This is a genomic window from Colwellia sp. RE-S-Sl-9 (genome assembly GCF_048296855.1).
GTDB lineage: Bacteria > Pseudomonadota > Gammaproteobacteria > Enterobacterales > Alteromonadaceae > Pseudocolwellia.
Map to the genome: position 1 here is coordinate 3,688,850 of NZ_CP182631.1, position 18,456 is coordinate 3,707,305.

The window sequence follows — 18,456 nt, forward strand, 5'->3', positions numbered from 1 at the left end:
TTAAACGGTTTCTGCTTCTGGTTCTGAAATATCTACGGTGTGAATTTGCACACCTTTGTAGCGTTTTTCTTCGCCGCGTGCCGGTCGAATTTGATCACGTTCGGTAACAAATTCAATGTTCTCATCTGTTGCTTTAGAGTTTACAAATTGGCGGAAACGTTTTAACTGTTTTGGATCTTCAATGGTTGTTTTCCATTCACATTGGTAAGTTTCAACTACAGCTTCCATTTGGCTTTCAAGCTCAGCGTTTACGCCTAAGTGATCGTTAATAACCACCTTTTGCATATACTCTAAACCGCCTTCAAGGTTGTCTAGCCATACTGATGTACGTGTTAAACGATCTGCCGTACGTACATAAAACATTAAGTAACGGTCGATATATTTAACTAAGGTTTCGTCATCAAGGTCAGTTGCAAATAAATCACCGTGGCGAGGTTTCATACCACCATTACCACTAACGTATAAGTTCCAACCGTTTTCTGTTGCAATTACACCTATATCTTTACTTTGCGCTTCTGCACATTCACGAGTACAACCAGACACTGCAAATTTAATTTTATGAGGTGAGCGTAGGCCTTTGTAACGATTTTCTAAAAATATCGCCATAGCCATACTGTCTTGAACACCGTAACGACACCAAGTACTACCAACACATGATTTAACGGTACGTAAAGATTTACCGTAGGCGTGACCTGTTTCCATACCGGCAGCAATTAACTTTTCCCAAATATCAGGCAGTTGATCTACACGGGCGCCAAATAAATCGATACGTTGTCCGCCTGTTACTTTGGTGTATAAGTTGTATTCTTTAGCAACTTCACCAATCACGATAAGACGTTCAGGGGTTACTTCACCGCCTGGCATACGAGGTACGATTGAATAGGTACCATCTTTTTGCATGTTACCTAGGTAAGTATCGTTGGTGTCTTGTAGTGGTAAATGATCTTCTTTTAATATGTAGTCGTTCCATACTGACGATAAAATTGAACCTACAGCAGGTTTACAAATTTCACAGCCCATACCGCAACCATGTTTTTCAATTAAGGTATCAAAGTTTCTAATTTTTTCAGCTTTAACAATGTGAAACAGTTCAATACGGCTGTAAGCAAAATGCTCACAAATATCAGTACTTACTTCAACACCGCGTTTGGCTAATTCGTGGTCGGTTACCGTTTTAACTAATGCAGCACAACCACCACATCCTGTAGTTGCTTTTGTACAAGATTTTACAGCGGCTACATCACATGCTCCAGCGTCAATCGCGCCAATAATGTCGCCTTTTGTAACGTTTAAACACGAACAAATAGTAGCGCTTTCAGGTAAAGCATCAACGCCTAATGTTGGTTTTTCACCAGCACTTGGTAATATTAAGCTGTCTGGCTTTTCAGGTAATTCAATCGCATTTAATGCATATTGTAATAGTGAATCGTATTCGCTTGTGTCGCCAACAAGTACAGCACCTAAAAGTGTTTTTCCATCAGCACTGACTACTATCTTCTTGTATACATCATCTGGTTCGTTAAAGTAGGTATATGATTGCGCACCAGCAGTACGTGCGTGTGCATCACCGATAGAACCCACGTCCATTCCCATGAGTTTTAACTTGGTACTCATATCAGCACCCGTAAATTGTTGCTCGCCACCAATAATGTTATCAGCTGCTACTTTAGCCATGGTGTAACCCGGTGCTACAAGACCGTATATAAAGTTATTCCAAAGGGCGCATTCACCAATCGCATAAATGTTTTCATCTGAGGTTTGACACTCGTTATTAACAACAATACCACCACGCTCACCTATTTGTAGGTCAAAGTCGCGAGCTAAGTTATCGTAAGGGCGAATACCAGCAGAAAATAAAATAAGGTCGGTTTCTAAATGGGTTCCGTCAGCAAACACCATGCGATGTACGCAGTCTTCTCCGTCTATAATTTCTTGCGTGGCTTTTTGTGTATGAACTTGAACACCAATGCCTTCAATCATATTACGAAGTAATTCGCCGCCGTCTTTGTCAAGCTGAACACCCATTAACTGCGGTGCAAATTCAACAACATGTGTTTGTAAACCAAGCTCTTTTAATGCGTTAGCTGCTTCGAGACCTAATAAACCACCACCTACAACCACTCCTACTTTGCCTGAGCTTGCAGATGCTTGAATCGCATCAAGATCGTCAATTGTGCGATAAACTAAACAGTGATCTCTTTCTTTACCTGGAATAGGAGGAACAAAAGGGTAAGAACCTGTTGCTAAAACGAGTTTGTCGTAAGGGTATTTATCACCGGTTTCTGTACTAACTATTTTCTCAGCTTTATTGATATTCGTCACTTTAGCGTTAGTAAAAAACTTTACCCCTAATTCGTTGTAATGCTCGGGTGTTGTTAGGGCTAAATCATCAGCCGTTTTACCTGAAAAGTATTCAGATAAATGAACACGGTCATAGGCGAGTCTATCTTCAGCAGATAATACGGTAATTTCGTAACCTTCATACTTGGCCATTTCATCAACAAAGTGATGACCAACCATACCGTTACCTACTACAACAATTTTTTGTTTTGCGCTCATACTCACAATCCTACTTAACTATTTAATGCCGCATCGATGCGGAACTGAGGTGGGAAATACAGGACGTTGTAATTCACCTCGACTTAGTAAGGATATTGCAAACACAGTGCCATGAATTTTAAATTATATATATCAGTGCATTATGTTATTTTCATAGTGTTTATATTATGAAAGTGCACTAGTGTGAAGAGAAATGCGCACAAGACCTGTGCATGTTTAAATGCTATTACCTAATCGTGGAGTTTAAATTTTGGGAGCGCTTTTTGTAACCTGTGAACAAGCAGGTATATGTTTAGAGTGATAGTGAAATCATTAAAACCACAAACAATATAGCTGACATGCCTTGCCAAAACTGAATAGGATTACGCTGCATGATGGGTTGCTTTTTGTACTCTTGTAACGCGTTGATGTTTGGCTTACTCATATCAGCGTAAAATTCTGAAAATGATTGATATCTAAGAGCAGGATCTGCTTGCGTAGCTTTTTTAAGCGCTAAATCTAACCACAAAGGTAAGTCTTTTCTATAATGACTAATTTTTTTATATTGAAAATGCGCATAATCACTAAAGGTAACTTCAGCTCTCACCATAGGTTTATAAGGTAAATTTCCGCATAGCATTTCGTAAGCGATAACACCTAATGAAAACAAATCACTTTTATGATCTGCATGTAGTGTGAGTAAGGTTTCAGGGGCAATATAATTTAAAGAACCTTGTGGAACAGACTCAGCTACGTTATTGCTGTTTTCTTCTAACGAGGCCACAAGTACGGTACCGTAGTCAATAAGTGTTACTTTTCCGTACGTATCAATCATGATGTTGTCTGGTTTTAAATCACGGTGCACTAAGTCTAAACGCTGAAAGGTACGTAGGGCGTTGATCACCTGCTCTAGAATATCGCGCACTTGTGCAATGCTAGGATTTGGATTGTCGTGTATCCATTCAGATAATGTTTGGCCTTCAATATATTCGCACACATGGTATAAAAACTTGCTGTTAGTATCAGCGCTTTGTACACGCATAACATTACGATGGTTTACACGTTCACCAATCCAAGCTTCGCGCATAAAACCTTGTAGATAAAACATATCGTCAGCAAAGTTTTCAGAAGGGACTTTTAACACACGAAGTGTTGGGTCTGATTCATGCTGAACAAGGTATAAATGAGATCGTATGCTGGCGTGAATAACTTTACATACTTTGTAGTTGTCTATCTTCATTCCTACATCAAGGGCAGGAGGAATCGTTTTACTTAATAAATCTCTTTCTATTTCAGCGAGTTCGCGATTCGGTGTGCCGCCAATATACATCAGCAAACAACTAATATTGTCGTTACTGCCTACCTCTAAAGCAAAATTTACAATGCTTTTGCTAACCGTTTCTAAATCGTCACTGGTAGGATTTTGGGGTAAATCATTTAATTTTGATTGGATAGCCGCGTTTGATAAAAAATCGTGTACGCCATCGCAGGTTAATATATAAATATCGCCTGCTTTTACATCTATTTGATGTACGTCTACTTTCAAACGAAAATCTGCGCCTAAAGCACGTGTTAATACTAAATGATTACTACCATTACCACTTCTACGGTTATGATCTCGAGTAATTATTTCTATATCGTTTTGACGATAAACACTTAGACGTGTGTCGCCTACATGAAATACATATCCCGTTGACGACTTAACAATTAAAGAGGTAAAGGTGGTCAGCCATTGTAATGCTTCGCCACTGTCAGAATCAGTTTGAGAAGATAGCCACTGATTTAAACTAGTGAGTACTTTAGAGGCTGACTTTTGGGTAGACCAAGTGTCAGGTGTAGCGTAATAATCATTAATAAATTGAGTAACAGATACTTGGGCTGCATCAGCAGCACGACTGGCGCTAGAAACACCGTCTGCAATAGTAGCAACAACACCTTTCGATATTACTTCGCTGGCTTTTGGAACGAGTGCGGCAAAAGCATCTTGGTTTTCTGGTTTTTTTCCTGCAATGCTGTAACCACCAAAAGACACATTTAATTTATTTAATGCCTTTTGGCTGTTACGGGTTGAGCCTGTGGTATTAGGCTCATTTTTTTCTGAAGAATTAAGAGACATTAATTAGCTCAATGCTACCGTCTTCACGTACTTCGGTAATTGTACCTCTAGGTTCTTGCATAAATAATAATGCGATAAAACCAACAACTGCCGTAGCCGCAATAACTAAAAAGAATACTTCATAGCTTACCATTGATAATACGGTTAAATAAACCACTGCACCTACGTTTCCGTAAGCCCCAGTCATACCAGCTATTTGGCCTGTTAAGCGGCGCTTAATTAACGGTACTGCAGCAAATACTGCACCTTCACCCGCTTGAACGAAGAATGAACATGCCATAACAGTAAGCACTGCAATTGCTAAAGGCCACGAATTATCGATAAGCGACACGGTAAAGTAACCAATAGCTAAACCTGCTGTTAAAATAAGTAAGGTTTTTTTACGGCCAAACTTATCACTTAACCAACCACCACCAGGACGAGACATTAAGTTCATAAAAGCATACATTGAAGCCAGCATAGCCGCGTAAACCATATCAAGTTCAAAGGTTTCCGCAAAAAATAAAGGTAACATTGAAATAACCGCTAACTCAGAACCAAAGGTAGCAAAATAAAGTACGTTTAATACCGCAACTTGTTTAAATTTGTAACGATGCGCTTCAGGTACTTCTTTTTGAAATAAGTGCCCATTTACTTTGTAGGTTTGTTTTACTTCTATTGCGAATAAAATAACAAGTGCTAGGTAAGCTGCTAACGTTGTGTTTTCTGTTAATAGTTGAACGCCTGATGGTGAAAGTTTCCATGCAAGTAAAGCTAATGCGCCGTACATAGGTAATTTCATTAACAGTAATAAATAAAAATCAGGTACGCTCGTTACTTCCATTGCACCGGTTTGTTTAGGTTTAAAATAGGTTGAACCTTTAGGTGTATCGCTAACGTTTGCATACCAAATAAAACTAAATACTAAGCTTAAAATACCCGTTATTGCTATTGAGTATCTCCAGCCATCTTCACCACCAAATAATAAGGCAATAGTCGGTAAACTCATTGCTGCAGCGGCAGAACCAAAGTTACCCCAGCCACCATAAATACCTTCAGCAGTACCTAATTCGTTTGCCGGAAACCACTCAGATACCATACGAATACCAATAACAAAACCAGCACCAATAAAGCCTAATAAAAAGCGAGAAATAGCGGCTTGCTCAAAGCTATTTGCAAAAGCAAACATAAAACACGGAATACTACATACACCTAATAATAAGGCGTAAACTAAACGGGGTCCGTATTTATCGGTAAGCATACCTATAATAATACGAGCAGGAATAGTAAGCGCTACGTTAAGTAGCATGAGTGTTTTAAGTTCACTGCTTGTTAAACCTAAGCTATCGCCAATAACTGATAATAAAGGCGCGAAGTTAAACCACACCATAAAGGTGATGAAAAAGGCCATCCAACTTAAGTGGAGAACCTTCATTTTTCCTGTAAAAGATAATAAGTTAATGCCAGCTTGACCGCTCATTTCGTATTCACCATTCCATTTAAATTTGAAAATAAAAACTATTGGTATGATAAGAGCAAGCCTAGTGCCACTGATGTAAACTATTTTTGTTGTTAATTATCAGTTGTTTATTTTTTATGTGCGCTAGGTTTACGTGATGTGTTGCACTGTTCTTGAAATTTTGCACGCTTACAGTGCGAACTGAAATTAATGGTTTATACCCGTATCATTTACGATGCTCTGAAATAGCCTCTTGATTGGTAACGGGTATGGTTAATTAAATTTTTGATACAAAGCGCTTAGTTGCTGTTGTGCAAAGCTAAGTGTGGTTGGCATAAACTGTACTTTATTGCCGGAGCGCAACTGACTGAGTTTAAATAAATCAGTTTGAATAACACACCCTAAAACAGGGTAGCCGCCTATGGTTTGTCTTTCTTTCATTAAAATAATCGGTTGATTATTACTAGGGAGTTGAATTGCACCAAAAGTAACGGGTTTTGAAAGTGTAGGCTTAGGTAAATTAGTGACCGCTGTAATAACCTTTTCAGGTAACGTCGACAAGCGATATCCCATGCGATTACTCTCTGGTGAAATGGTAAAAGGGTGTTCACAAAGTAGAGCTTGCTCTTTACTGCTAAGCCTTAAAAATAAAGACTGTGGAATAAAACGTAATATTAATGTTTCTTGAATATTATTGTAAAAATGGCTTGGTGTTAGCTGGCGTTTATAGTTTATGTTAGTGGTATGTTGATTATGGTTTTTACTCGCAAAACAGGTGTTCGCTAACTCGATTTTACTCCCGTCAACAATTGCTGTTGCACCAAAACCTAAACGACTTTCGGTTGATGTTTGCGATTGGCTATTTAGCCATTGTTGACTTTGAATACCGCCAGTAATTGCTAGGTATGTGTGTAAGCCTACTTTAGGCTGGCCAAAACGTATTACATCGTTAGCACTAACTTGGTGAGCTTGCCAATTTTCAATAGGGTTGTCGTTTATAAAAACGCAGCAATCAGCTCCTGTAATCGCTATGGTGCAATCTTGTGCAGCTTTAAACGTTATTTGCCCTAAGGTGATTTCTAGCTGGGCATTGTTTTGGTTGTTGCCTAACAGATAGTTAGCAAATAAAAATGCGTATTCGTCTGCTGCGCCACCAGCACTAAATCCTAGGTGCTGACTTGATAATCGACCCAGATCTTGAATACTACACAATCCATTTTTTTTGATCACTGTTAAATAGTTATTAGCGTTATGTTTTACGCGCTTATTCATTAAGCTGGTTCCTTTATAAGCTCACCGCCTAAAGATAAAAATTCAGCTTGAGTAATAGATACAAATTTTACTGACTGACCAACACGAATAGTACTTTCAAACTCGCCATTTTTAACGTTATACATATCGAGAGGTGTTTGCCCAATAATATGCCAACCACCGGGACTGCTATTTGGGTAAACCGCTGTTTGTTGCTCGGCAATAGCAACGGCACCTTTAGGAACCGACAATCTCGGAGATGATTTTCGAGGTAACTGTAATCTAGATACAAGCTCACCTAAATAACAAAAACCGGGAGTAAAACCTAACGCATAAGCTCGATACGTTGTTTGTGTATGGTATTGAATAACTTCAGCACGAGTTAATTGCGTTTGTTGTGCAACGTTTTGAATATCCCAACCCGCTTCTTCACCGTAATAAACGGGTATTTCTATTTCGGTTTCTGACGTTTGTTTAGGAAGTGTTAAGTTTTTATTCAGTAAATTGTTTGTTTGCACCACATTGAGCAAAAGAGTGTTTAACGAGTCGTGAGTTATTTGATCAAATTTATAATAAATAATCAGGCTGGCATAGCTGGCAATTGAATCTATAACTGTGCTTTTAAGTACTAAACCAATTTGTTGCTGGCAATGCATTATATGCTGATGTTGCACCGCACAAACTTTTTCAGGCCACTCAAGTAATACCGCATTTTCACTCATATATGAAAGTGTAACTAAGGGTAAATCTTTTGTACTTTTAATATGTTTAGACATGTATTGTGAGTGGCTCTATTGAGTTTGTAGTAATTGATGAAGCTTTTTTACTACTTTAATTGCTGCGGGGTTATCGCCATGTACACAAAGAGAATCGACGGTTAAGGGTAATGTTTTTCCGTTAATACTGATGAATTGATTATCTTTGATTAGCTTTTCACATCGAGCGATAATTTTATCTGTGTCATGTATTACCGCGTTTTCTTCACTGCGAGATACGAGTAAACCATCGTCGGTATATTCTCTGTCAGCAAAGGCTTCAAATAATAAAGAAACATGGTACGTAGATGCTATTTTTTTTAGGGCGATAAAGTTTTTATCCGTATCAGGTAATGCTTGTATTAATAAAGGAAGAGAAGCATCAAGGCCTGAAATAGCTTGGCACACTTGTTCGAATATTACAGCGCTTTTCATCATGTCGTTATACAAAGCGCCATGAGGTTTTACATAACTAAGCTGAGCATTGTTGCTGACACATATCGCGTGCATTGCACCTATTTGGTACTGAATAAGAGCAATAAGTTCTTCGGCGGAATAACTTACTGTGATGCGACCAAAGTTGTCTTTGTCGTTATAACTAGGATGCGCACCAATAGTTACCTTGTGTGTAAGTGCTAACTTTATAGTGTTCAATATTGTTAAAGGATCTGAAGCATGAAAGCCACAAGCGATATTCGCCATGTCGATATAAGGCATAATTAACGCATCGTTATCATGCACTTTTTCACCTAAATCGCAGTTGAGTTTCATGGTTTACCTTTTCGGCCTAAGTGGTTTACTCAGCACTACATCTGATTTTGGAATAGCGCTACAAGCTAAAACATAACCTTGTTCTTTATCTTTTTCAGACAAACCATCTGTTGATAATTCTTCAACGTTGCCGCTATCAAGTTTTATTTTACAGCGTCCGCACATTCCACCTCGGCATGAGTAAGGTAAAATTAAACCCGCATCTTCAGCTTGTTCTAAAATAGTGCCTTTGTTGTTACCTACAACTTCTTTGTTCCAAGAGCTAAAGTTAAGCTTCGGTTTTTTATTTACTTTTACTGGCGTAGGATCTTGGCTAGCTTTATCTTTCATTTGTTTAGTCTCTTTTACTACAAAAATAGGAGGTTGTTTGGTTTCAATTATTTCAACTTTGTCGCCTATTTTAATTTGCCCTTGGTTCAGCGGTACCAAGTTTTGACCAAACATAACATCGCCATTTTCAACTTGTCGGAACGACTTCAATGTTTTTAAGGGTTCTTGTTGGCTATTCTTCTCAGCTGTTTCGGGATTTATTGTTGTGAAAATACAACGAGAACAAGGCTTAGTTACTTCAAACTCTACTTCACCTATTCGGATATGTTTCCATGTATCTTCATCAAAACCGTTGCAACCATCTACAACCAAGTTAGGTCTAAATTGTGCCATAGACGCAATATGATTTGTGCCTAGTTTTTGGTTTAAATGAGTAAGAGATTGCTGAGAAATAAGTAAAATAGGATAACCGTCAGCAAAACCTACTTGGCTATTTTTATTTTTAACAAAGCGTTCCGACTCGTCGCCAAAAAATAATAACTGGCAAGGCTTGTTTAAATATCGGCTAAACCACTGGTTATAATGTTCGGCACTTTTTTGACCGTTTAAGGCTGTGCTCCATATCGCTGTTTTTTGGTATTCGGTTGATAGCTTTGAATATTCAACCAACAAAACAGGCATACCCGGCGCCGTAATGTTAATTCCGTTTGCGGTTAAATTGGCTTGAATTAAACATAAGCGTGGTTCGGTTCTCGCGGTAAGCATTTCACCTTTTTCAGTAGCAACTAAAAAACGTCGGTCAAAAGCTAAGCCTAATTCTTCTACCCAGCTATTTGAAAGTTGAATATTTGACGATGATTTAATCGGATAAACTGAAATTGATTGTAATGCTATATTGGTCACGCTATTTCCTTATTTATTTTCATAACGTCAATGTAAGCCTAATTTACGCGTAACTCACTTGTGATTCAATCACAGATATAGAATAAAATGCATGTTCGGCTAGTGTTACCTATGGTGACTAAGGTATATTGCTATGATATTACAAGGTTGTTATTTTTGAGTTTTTGGTAGGCATATGCATATTCATATTTTAGGTATTTGTGGCACATTTATGGGCGGAATTGCCGCCATTGCAAAACAGTTAGGGCATCGAGTTTCAGGTTGCGATGCTAACGTGTATCCACCAATGAGCACTCAGCTCGAAGAGCTTGGTATTGAGCTAAAACAAGGTTACCAAATAGAGCATTTAAAAGACGAGCCTGATCTAGTGATAGTAGGCAATGCGATGTCACGCGGTAATCCTATGGTTGAATATGTATTAGACCGTAATATTGCTTATACATCGGGCCCGCAATGGTTACTCGAAAACGTGTTGAAAGATCGCTGGGTGCTGGCGGTTTCAGGTACGCACGGTAAAACCACCACCAGCAGCATGCTAACGTGGATTTTAGAATACGCCAAAATGGCGCCGGGTTATTTAATTGGCGGCGTACCACAAAACTTTGAAAGTTCAGCTCGACTAGGCGAGTCACCATTTTTTGTAATTGAAGCCGATGAATACGACACTGCCTTTTTTGATAAACGATCTAAGTTTGTACATTACCGACCACGTACTTTAGTGATCAACAATTTAGAGTTTGATCACGCTGATATTTTTGATGATTTAAGTGATATTCAAAAACAATTTCATCACCTTATTAGAATGGTGCCAAGTAACGGCTTAGTGCTTTATCCGCAAGGTGAGCAAGCGATTACTGAAACCATTGAAAAAGGCTGCTGGACACCTACGCAACAAAGTACTCTTAGCAATAGCGGCGATAAAAATAGCAACCAAGGCTGGTATGCCGAAAAACTTAAAGCAGATGGAAGCGAGTTTATCGTTAGCTTTAAAGGCGAAGTGCAGGGCACCGTTAAGTGGGATTTAATTGGCGACTTTAATATTGAAAACGGCTTAATGGCGATTGCTGCAGCACGACATGCTGGCGTACCAAGTGACGTAGGTATTGAAGCACTTGCTGAATTTGTTAATACCAAACGACGTTTAGAGCTTCGCGGCACAGTAAATGGCATTAAAGTGTTTGACGATTTTGCTCATCATCCAACGGCAATTACTAAAACACTGACAGGTGTTCGTGATCATGTAGGCGAACAGCGTATTATTGCGGTACTGGAACCTCGCTCAAACACCATGAAATCAGGCGTACATAAAGACACCTTAGCGGCTTCGCTCGATAATGCCGATTTTGTTTTTATTTACCAAGGTGATGGCGTTGACTGGTCGGTTGAAGACTTAATAAAAGACTGTAAAGCCCCTTGTGTTGTAAGTGCTGACTTAGCGGGCTTAGTTGAGAACATTACCGAGCAAGCACAAGCCAACGACACCATAGTGGTTATGAGTAACGGCGGTTTTGGCGACATACATAACAAACTTCTTAGTTCGTTAGCAGACAAACAGTAAAAGGTTTATACAATGAGTTCAGCCACCGAAAAAGATAAAATAAACAACACAACCTTTGATAAAAAAATCACCTTAGCCATAACAGGTGCATCAGGCTCAGCTTACGCGCTGCGTCTTATTGAATGTTTAGTGGCAGCCAATTATCAAATTTACCTATTATGTTCGAGTGCCGCTAAAGTGGTATTTGATACCGAAGTAGGGCTGAAAGTCCCATCATCTCCCGATGCCGCTAGCCAATTTTTTATCGACAAATTTAAAGGTAAGCCCGAGCAAATTATCGTATTTGGTAAAGAGCAATGGTTCTCGCCCGTAGCTTCAGGATCAGCAGCACCTAAACTTATGGTGGTTTGCCCGTGTTCAACCGGAACACTTGCCGCCATTAGCCAAGGCATGAGCGATAACTTAATAGAACGTGCAGCCGATGTGGTAATTAAAGAACGCGGACAGCTTATTTTAGTTCCGCGCGAAACCCCATATTCAACCATTCACCTACAAAACATGTTAACCCTGTCGCAAATGGGCGTAACTATAATGCCTGCGTCACCGGGCTTTTATCACAACCCTGAATCAATAAACGACTTAATCGATTTTATGGTAGGTAGAATGCTTGATCATATTGGTATTGATCAAAAAATTATGCCGCGTTGGGGATATCAGCGTGGTTGAGTGATGTATTTATACTTGCTGATATTTAAATGAAATATATTTAATATTGGTTTTGAGTGGTTTGTAGGAATAGTGTGTTTTGCAAACCAATAAATGGTAAGGGTTATAGGCAAGGAGTAGCATTTGAAAGAATATTCAATTTCTAGTATTTCTGAGTACATAAGTTGTATTGAAAGAATTAGAGTGGCAGAAAACTTATGGTTTAGAGGTGTTCCTAGTTCTCAACATTTATTGGTGCCAGGTATTATCTGGAGAGGTTTATCATTGCATGAAGGGAATTTAGAGCATGGTTTTTTAGAGGCTTATAAAAGTTATACGAATAATAGTGTTTTAAATGCATGGGAGATTTTTTCTTTGATGCAACACCATGGTTTGCCCACGAGATTGTTAGATTGGACTGAATCAGCTCTAGTTGCTTTATATTTTAGTTTGTCTTCTGATATAAATAATAAATCGAGCACAGTTTGGGCTATAAATCCTTTTTCCTTAAATGATTTGAGTATAAATCAACGTAGATTGTATTGTCCTGCAATTATGAATAACCGTACAGTTACTTCAGATAGCAATGATATAAATTTAGACTGTTACTTACCTCCCAACTTGAAGAATAAACCTGATATGCGTACTCCCGAACTCCCTATTGCAATTAAAGCAAATTATCATTCTCGTAGGATAGCATCCCAAAAAGGATGCTTCACAGTCCATGGAACTAACGTATCCTCAATCAATGAAATTATGAAAGATGATGTTGTGAGAATTAATGTTTGTGATGAGTCTAATTCTAAAAATTGTATGCTGGACGTTTTGTCCGAACTTGGAATCAATGAAGAATCTATTTATCAAGATTTAGATTCTTTATGTCGTAAATTAACAAGAGAATGGGCTAACGAAAAGCCAGATATGATTTTTAAACAGATACATAACAATTGACTTTTACTACATTATACTTTTAGTTTGTTAATATTCTACATTTTAATAGTGTGTTTTATATAGTAATGAAAAAATTGGATGTTTAAAATATTGTAGAGTAAGTAAAAGACTTATAACCTAATAATTATATAGATATAATTTAAGCTTAACGACATGGAGAGTCATATCAAAAAAATTACCATTATCACTATCATGCTTCTATCTGGTTGTTCGAGTAACTCTGATAAGATTACTGAACCAGACGTTATTACCAAAACAAGCATTCAATATGTTCCTGTTCAAAAAGAATATACTCCGCAGTTATGGTCTAGCCATAAAGTTTTAAATGAAACGCCTGCCCAATGTGCTAATAAAGGCGTTGGTATTCTTACCTCTTTAGGCTTCACTTCTGTTATTAAAAACGGTGACTATGTTTACGGCAACTTTAATAAAAATCGTGCGGCAATAAAATGTGTAGCTATTGAAAAGCAAACGTTTGTTTATTTTGCTGTAGCAGGTGCCAAAGTTAAGTTAGTTGAAGAATTAAGAAATAAAATAAGCTGGAAGTTATAAACGAAAAATTAATTTAAAGGAATTTTAGAATGGAAGTAGATGTATTTAAACGAACAGAAACAGATGATGAAATTATAAGCGCCTCTACTTATAACTTTGTTATCGGCTTAACCTTAATATGGGGCTTTTTTGTTAACTGGCTAATGGTGCAAAGTATTTCACCTGAGTCTATTAGTAGTGTAAATCCGATCATATTTTTTATTGGTTACTTCGCTTCTTGTTTTTTTGGTATATATCTTTTTAAAAAATCAAATAGTCCTGTTGTTAGTTTTGTTGGTTATAACTTTGTTGTTGTGCCTTTTGGTTTAATTATTAACTTAGTGGTGAGTCAATACAATCCTGATATTGTACAAGAAGCGATACGAGTGACAGGTTTAGTTACCTTTGTAATGATGCTTCTAGGTTCTATGTATCCGGCGTTTTTCAATAAAATAATCGGCGGACTTACCGTAGCTTTGATTAGTGTGATAGTTGTAGAACTTATTATGGTTTTTATTTTTAATACACATCATGGAATTTTAGATTGGGCGGTAGCAATAATATTTTGTGGTTATATTGGCTACGATTGGGCTAGAGCAAATGCTATACCTAAAACTTATGATAATGCGATAGACAGCGCAGCTGCATTATATATGGATATTATTAATTTGTTTTTACGTATATTACGTATTTTAGGTAGAAAGTAGTTTTAAAGAATTCTTTTCTTAAGCGAAAATTATTATGAAAACAATCGGCATGTTAGGCGGAATGAGTTGGGAATCAACAGCCAGCTATTACAAAGCCATTAACCAAGGCGTTAAGTCTGCTCTTGGTGGCTTATCTTCAGCAAAAATATGTTTATACAGTGTCAATTTTGCTGAAATTGAAAAACTACAACATGCTGGTAAGTGGAAAGAAACTGCGCTTATTTTAACTAAAGCTGCGCAGTCGGTTGAAGCCGGTGGCGCAGATTTTTTATTAATTTGTACTAACACCATGCATAAAGTAGCGGATGAAATTCAAGCCAATATTTCAATTCCTATTCTTCATATCGCCGATGCCACGGCAGCCAAATTAGTGTCTGACGGTGTTACTAAAGTAGGTTTACTTGGTACTCGCTTTACTATGGAGCAAGATTTTTATAAAAGCCGTTTAATAAATAAGTTTGGCATAAAGGTCGTTGTGCCAAATGATGATGAACGCACCATAGTTCATAACGTGATATATAACGAGCTTTGCAAAGGTGAAATAAAGCCTGACTCGAAAGAGCAATATATAGCGATTGTAAATAACTTGTTTGAACAAGGTGCTCAAGCGGTCATTTTAGGGTGCACCGAAATTGCTTTATTGATTCAGCAAAAAGACACTGATGTACCTTTGTACGATACAACTGAGATTCATGCAGCGAGTGCAGTTGAGTTAGTTGTTAAAGGTAAATAGTTTAGGAGTTAAAAATGATTTCAATTATTGATGCGCAAAAAGATATGAGAAATGCTTATTTTGATGGTGTTCCTGGTGTTGTTTCTTCTGGCTCTGTGTGGTTGATTGCAGGTATAGCTGCGCTTGTTTTTAAACCCATGACTGGGATTTTAACCTTGATATTTGGCGGAATGTTGATATTTCCGCTCTCTGTGCTTTTATGTAAACTTTTGGGGAGAAGTGGTAAGCATCATAAAGATAATCCTTTAGCTACACTTGCGATTGAAGGAACATTCTGGATGTTGCTTTCAATTCCCGTAGCCGTAGCTGCGGCGTTCTATAAACTGGAGTTGTTTTTTCCTGCTATGTTGATGGTGATTGCAGGCAGGTATTTAACGTTTAATACCCTATATGGTTCACGTGTTTTTTGGGTGTTCAGTATATGCCTAGTGATAGCCGCTATGCTTTTAGTTTTTCTAAAGTCTTCTGTTTATGTTGGTGGCATTACTGGTGGTTTAGTTGAACTGCTGTTTGCTCTGGTTATTTATATACGCGTTAGAACGTTGAAGAATAATGATGTAGCTTAAATACTGAGGGAGCTCCACAAATTTAGCCTGAGATATCATGTGTATCGTTAGACTATAACTGGCTATAGGCATAAACAATGATCAACTCATTGGGGTTATACTTCGGATCATCAACAACTTCTCTACCAAGACAAATATAGGGTAGCACTCGCTGCTTTTTCTCAGTATTTTCCTGTAAGATGTTTGGAAAAACATAAGTACGAATCAAGTCTTTAATATTATATACCCGTAACCATTCAAGATGCAGGTTTCAGTGGGAACTAAAAACAATTTAGGCAAGGCATTAAGTTTACGTTATGGTTATTCTCGGTAACTGCTCCTGCGTTACCCTAATGTCCTACATCCGTGTAGGAACCTGACTAAAGTTAATAACGAAGCATAAATTGTTTTTAGACCCATCGAAGAAGCGCTTGAGCAAAATCACTTCGTCGTTAATGCATTTTATAAGGGAACAACCATTATTACAAAACATTGCCTTGAATTGATATCGCTCAAGCACTCTGAAATACGCATCTTGATTGGTAACGGGTATAGATATTACAAAGGACGTTAATTTTTAATTTAAACAATGTAGAAGGGATAGTATGAAGACTAAGAATATAGTAGTAGGTAGCGTATTATTGGCGTGTAATTTTTATGCCGTAGCAAACGATAAAGCGATTAATGTGAGTGAAGTTGCTCAATATTATGATGAGAAAGTTATTCAATCTAATATTATTAATGAATGCACACAATTAGGAGCGCAGTTTTCAACTTCAACTAAAAAATATTTAGAAAAAAATGGTTGGTCTGTAAAACTTGAACCTGAGCTTGATGAATCTAATAAAGAGCAAACACTACAATTAGAAATTGTTAATGCATCAAGTAGCGGAAATGCCTTTATCGGACATAGAAAGTCGGTGTCTATTGAGGCTAAACTTTATCAAGATGGCAAGCTTGTAGATTCGTATCGTGGTATGCGTAATTCAAGTGGAGGTTTTGCAGGAGGTTTTAAAAGCTCTTGCTCTGTGCTTGCTCGATGCGTAAATACTTTAGGTAATGATGTTGCTAAGTGGTTAAAAAAAGTTTCAGATGAAAGCTAAGTAAAGACGAATTAAAAAATACGCCAATATCTTATTGATACTTAAATTGTGATATAACACAAACTTAAATGATAGGTAGTGTTTAGGTTGTTATGAATAAAAGTGCGATAGCAAAGTTTATAGGTGTATTTTTTAGCTTATTAGTTATTTGGAAAGTTAACGATGTATTGCTAATTACTCCTTGTATTGAGCAGGGCGGCGTATTTAAATTTGAAAAAGGCCAATGTATTTTAAGTGATGGTAGCCTTTATACAACAGGATTTGAAATGCCATTAGTTATTTTATATGTGGTTATTGGTTTTAGTGTTTCTTACTTTGTATCTAAACTTATTTGTAAAGTATTCAAAAGCGAATAGCTTCTGTAAACTATTCTATTTTATCTTTGTTATGGAGAGTATATGTCTATAGTTACTGGAAGTTGCTTGTGTGAAAGCATTGTATTTGAATGTGAAAATAGTTTTACGCAATTTCATTTATGCCATTGTGTTCAATGTCAAAAAGTAACTGGTTCTGCGCATGCGTCTAATTTGTTTATTGCTCCAAACAAAATAAAATGGCTAAAAGGTGAAAACCTAATAAAGCGTTACGACGTACCCAATCGATCTATATCAAGCGCTTTTTGTACTGAATGTGGCAGTGGTGTTCCGTATCTTTCTGGTTCAGGAAAAGCGCTTGTTGTGCCTGCTGGTTGTTTAGATGGTACGCCGAATATTGAAGCGCAAGATAATATTTTTTGTGACGAAAAAGCCCAATGGTACGATAAAGCGATTCATGCGAAGCAATTTTCTAAGTTTCCTGAATAAATAAGCCAAAGCGATTAATACCATTGAGGTATTACTCGTTTTTTAATAGCATATCTTTTAAATGTTTTTGTAACCGTAATTGAAGTAATAGGATTTAAAATGAAAACCATGACATGTAAACAGTTAGGCGGCGCTTGCGATAAACAGTTTCAAGGTAATACCTTTGAAGATATTGTTGAGCTAAGCAAAGCACACGGTATGGAAATGTTTCAAAAACAAGACCCTGATCATATGGAAGCGATGCAAAGAGTGATGGTGATGATGCAACAACCACAAGCAATGCAAGACTTTATGGAAGAAAAAAAGAAAGCATTTGAAGCGTTAGCCGAAGATTAAGTCTTATCGTATAAAACTAAATTAATTGGATTATTATGGAAGATATACTTGTTAGAACCTTACACTTTTTAGGTATTTTTACACTGGTGTCTGCGTTAGTGGCAGAGCATTTATTAATATCGAAACAAATGGATTTAAAAACCTTTAAAAAGCTTGTTACTGTTGATGGAATATACGGTTTAGGTGCCGTAATGACACTTACTGGTGGGTTACTTTTATGGTTTGTTGTAGGTAAGCCGCAAGAGTTTTATACCGCTAACTGGGTGTTTCATTTAAAAGTTACCTTATTTGTGGTTATCGGAATATTGTCAGTATTTCCTACGTATTATTTTTTACGTAATAGAAAAACAACGGCTGAATATATTGAAATACCCAAGTATATTGTTGTTATTCTTCGTGTTGAATTAACACTTTTAGTGGTTATGCCTTTTTTAGCAACGAGTATGGCTAGAGGTGTTGGCAGTTATTAATTTGATACGAATTAACATTAATTAATGTAAAC

At 37.3% G+C, this 18,456-nt stretch carries 19 protein-coding genes; 12 read left to right on the forward strand and 7 right to left on the reverse strand.

Annotation, left to right across the window (positions count from 1 at the left end; genetic code table 11):
- The 7 genes from nirB to ACM9HF_RS15990 all read right to left on the reverse strand — a co-directional run bounded on the left by nirB (nt 1) and on the right by ACM9HF_RS15990 (nt 10,042).
- Nucleotides 1-2,559 carry a nitrite reductase large subunit NirB gene (gene nirB / locus ACM9HF_RS15960; RefSeq protein ID WP_473611145.1) on the reverse strand — a complete coding sequence of 853 codons (2,559 nt, stop codon included), beginning with the start codon at nt 2,557-2,559 and terminating at the stop codon, nt 1-3.
- A 292-nt stretch (nt 2,560-2,851) separates the two neighbouring features.
- Nucleotides 2,852-4,654 carry a bifunctional protein-serine/threonine kinase/phosphatase gene (locus tag ACM9HF_RS15965; RefSeq protein ID WP_473611149.1) on the reverse strand — a complete coding sequence of 601 codons (1,803 nt, stop codon included), beginning with the start codon at nt 4,652-4,654 and terminating at the stop codon, nt 2,852-2,854.
- Nucleotides 4,644-6,113: a NarK family nitrate/nitrite MFS transporter gene (locus ACM9HF_RS15970; RefSeq protein WP_473611153.1), complete on the reverse strand. Its 1,470-nt coding sequence runs from the start codon at nt 6,111-6,113 to the stop codon at nt 4,644-4,646. The genes ACM9HF_RS15965 and ACM9HF_RS15970 overlap by 11 nt, the downstream gene beginning before the upstream one ends.
- A gap of 252 nt (nt 6,114-6,365) precedes the next feature.
- Complete coding sequence (locus ACM9HF_RS15975; protein WP_473611157.1) at nt 6,366-7,364, reverse strand: 5-oxoprolinase subunit C family protein; 999 nt, start codon at nt 7,362-7,364, stop codon at nt 6,366-6,368.
- Nucleotides 7,364-8,119, reverse strand: a complete 756-nt coding sequence (gene pxpB / locus ACM9HF_RS15980) for a 5-oxoprolinase subunit PxpB (RefSeq protein WP_473611161.1) — start codon at nt 8,117-8,119, stop codon at nt 7,364-7,366. The genes ACM9HF_RS15975 and pxpB overlap by 1 nt, the downstream gene beginning before the upstream one ends.
- A gap of 15 nt (nt 8,120-8,134) precedes the next feature.
- On the reverse strand, nt 8,135-8,869 hold the full coding sequence (locus ACM9HF_RS15985) for a 5-oxoprolinase subunit PxpA (protein ID WP_473611165.1): 735 nt from the start codon (nt 8,867-8,869) through the stop codon (nt 8,135-8,137).
- Between the two features lie 3 nt (nt 8,870-8,872).
- Nucleotides 8,873-10,042, reverse strand: coding sequence for a YcbX family protein (locus ACM9HF_RS15990; RefSeq protein WP_473611168.1), 1,170 nt, complete (start codon nt 10,040-10,042; stop codon nt 8,873-8,875).
- Between the two features lie 175 nt (nt 10,043-10,217).
- Between ACM9HF_RS15990 and mpl the strand changes: the two genes are divergently transcribed.
- The 12 genes from mpl to ACM9HF_RS16050 all read left to right on the forward strand — a co-directional run bounded on the left by mpl (nt 10,218) and on the right by ACM9HF_RS16050 (nt 18,424).
- The gene (gene mpl, locus ACM9HF_RS15995; protein WP_473611172.1) at nt 10,218-11,600 is read left to right on the forward strand and encodes a UDP-N-acetylmuramate:L-alanyl-gamma-D-glutamyl-meso-diaminopimelate ligase; all 1,383 of its coding nucleotides are present in this window, start codon (nt 10,218-10,220) and stop codon (nt 11,598-11,600) included.
- Between the two features lie 12 nt (nt 11,601-11,612).
- A complete protein-coding gene (locus ACM9HF_RS16000; RefSeq protein ID WP_473611176.1) occupies nt 11,613-12,266 on the forward strand; it encodes a flavin prenyltransferase UbiX in 654 nt (217 codons plus the stop codon).
- Between the two features lie 123 nt (nt 12,267-12,389).
- Nucleotides 12,390-13,196 carry an FRG domain-containing protein gene (locus tag ACM9HF_RS16005; protein ID WP_473611181.1) on the forward strand — a complete coding sequence of 269 codons (807 nt, stop codon included), beginning with the start codon at nt 12,390-12,392 and terminating at the stop codon, nt 13,194-13,196.
- Nucleotides 13,197-13,349: 153 nt separating this feature from the next.
- On the forward strand, nt 13,350-13,748 hold the full coding sequence (locus ACM9HF_RS16010; RefSeq protein ID WP_473611185.1) for a hypothetical protein: 399 nt from the start codon (nt 13,350-13,352) through the stop codon (nt 13,746-13,748).
- A 29-nt stretch (nt 13,749-13,777) separates the two neighbouring features.
- Entirely contained in the window at nt 13,778-14,434 is a 657-nt protein-coding gene (locus ACM9HF_RS16015; RefSeq protein WP_473611189.1) for a Bax inhibitor-1 family protein, read from the forward strand.
- 34 nt (nt 14,435-14,468) lie between these two features.
- Nucleotides 14,469-15,167, forward strand: a complete 699-nt coding sequence (locus ACM9HF_RS16020) for an aspartate/glutamate racemase family protein (RefSeq protein WP_473611193.1) — start codon at nt 14,469-14,471, stop codon at nt 15,165-15,167.
- A 14-nt stretch (nt 15,168-15,181) separates the two neighbouring features.
- Entirely contained in the window at nt 15,182-15,733 is a 552-nt protein-coding gene (locus ACM9HF_RS16025) for a DUF7010 family protein (protein ID WP_473611197.1), read from the forward strand.
- Between the two features lie 584 nt (nt 15,734-16,317).
- Entirely contained in the window at nt 16,318-16,815 is a 498-nt protein-coding gene (locus tag ACM9HF_RS16030) for a hypothetical protein (protein WP_473611201.1), read from the forward strand.
- A 92-nt stretch (nt 16,816-16,907) separates the two neighbouring features.
- Nucleotides 16,908-17,171: a hypothetical protein gene (locus ACM9HF_RS16035; protein WP_473611204.1), complete on the forward strand. Its 264-nt coding sequence runs from the start codon at nt 16,908-16,910 to the stop codon at nt 17,169-17,171.
- Between the two features lie 42 nt (nt 17,172-17,213).
- Complete coding sequence (locus tag ACM9HF_RS16040) at nt 17,214-17,618, forward strand: GFA family protein (RefSeq protein ID WP_473611208.1); 405 nt, start codon at nt 17,214-17,216, stop codon at nt 17,616-17,618.
- A gap of 99 nt (nt 17,619-17,717) precedes the next feature.
- Nucleotides 17,718-17,954: a hypothetical protein gene (locus tag ACM9HF_RS16045; RefSeq protein ID WP_473611211.1), complete on the forward strand. Its 237-nt coding sequence runs from the start codon at nt 17,718-17,720 to the stop codon at nt 17,952-17,954.
- Nucleotides 17,955-17,989: 35 nt separating this feature from the next.
- Entirely contained in the window at nt 17,990-18,424 is a 435-nt protein-coding gene (locus tag ACM9HF_RS16050; protein WP_473611215.1) for a DUF2214 family protein, read from the forward strand.
- Nucleotides 18,425-18,456: the final 32 nt, after the last annotated feature.

Bases quoted from the DNA above. Each gene is read 5' to 3' on its own strand.
- nirB (WP_473611145.1), bottom strand. From the start codon at position 2,559: ATGAGCGCAAAACAAAAAATTGTTGTAGTAGGTAACGGTATGGTTGGT.
- ACM9HF_RS15965 (WP_473611149.1), bottom strand. From the start codon at position 4,654: ATGTCTCTTAATTCTTCAGAAAAAAATGAGCCTAATACCACAGGCTCA.
- ACM9HF_RS15970 (WP_473611153.1), bottom strand. From the start codon at position 6,113: ATGAGCGGTCAAGCTGGCATTAACTTATTATCTTTTACAGGAAAAATG.
- ACM9HF_RS15975 (WP_473611157.1), bottom strand. From the start codon at position 7,364: ATGAATAAGCGCGTAAAACATAACGCTAATAACTATTTAACAGTGATC.
- pxpB (WP_473611161.1), bottom strand. From the start codon at position 8,119: ATGTCTAAACATATTAAAAGTACAAAAGATTTACCCTTAGTTACACTT.
- ACM9HF_RS15985 (WP_473611165.1), bottom strand. From the start codon at position 8,869: ATGAAACTCAACTGCGATTTAGGTGAAAAAGTGCATGATAACGATGCG.
- mpl (WP_473611172.1), top strand. From the start codon at position 10,218: ATGCATATTCATATTTTAGGTATTTGTGGCACATTTATGGGCGGAATT.
- ACM9HF_RS16000 (WP_473611176.1), top strand. From the start codon at position 11,613: ATGAGTTCAGCCACCGAAAAAGATAAAATAAACAACACAACCTTTGAT.
- ACM9HF_RS16010 (WP_473611185.1), top strand. From the start codon at position 13,350: ATGGAGAGTCATATCAAAAAAATTACCATTATCACTATCATGCTTCTA.
- ACM9HF_RS16015 (WP_473611189.1), top strand. From the start codon at position 13,778: ATGGAAGTAGATGTATTTAAACGAACAGAAACAGATGATGAAATTATA.
- ACM9HF_RS16020 (WP_473611193.1), top strand. From the start codon at position 14,469: ATGAAAACAATCGGCATGTTAGGCGGAATGAGTTGGGAATCAACAGCC.
- ACM9HF_RS16025 (WP_473611197.1), top strand. From the start codon at position 15,182: ATGATTTCAATTATTGATGCGCAAAAAGATATGAGAAATGCTTATTTT.
- ACM9HF_RS16030 (WP_473611201.1), top strand. From the start codon at position 16,318: ATGAAGACTAAGAATATAGTAGTAGGTAGCGTATTATTGGCGTGTAAT.
- ACM9HF_RS16035 (WP_473611204.1), top strand. From the start codon at position 16,908: ATGAATAAAAGTGCGATAGCAAAGTTTATAGGTGTATTTTTTAGCTTA.
- ACM9HF_RS16040 (WP_473611208.1), top strand. From the start codon at position 17,214: ATGTCTATAGTTACTGGAAGTTGCTTGTGTGAAAGCATTGTATTTGAA.
- ACM9HF_RS16045 (WP_473611211.1), top strand. From the start codon at position 17,718: ATGAAAACCATGACATGTAAACAGTTAGGCGGCGCTTGCGATAAACAG.
- ACM9HF_RS16050 (WP_473611215.1), top strand. From the start codon at position 17,990: ATGGAAGATATACTTGTTAGAACCTTACACTTTTTAGGTATTTTTACA.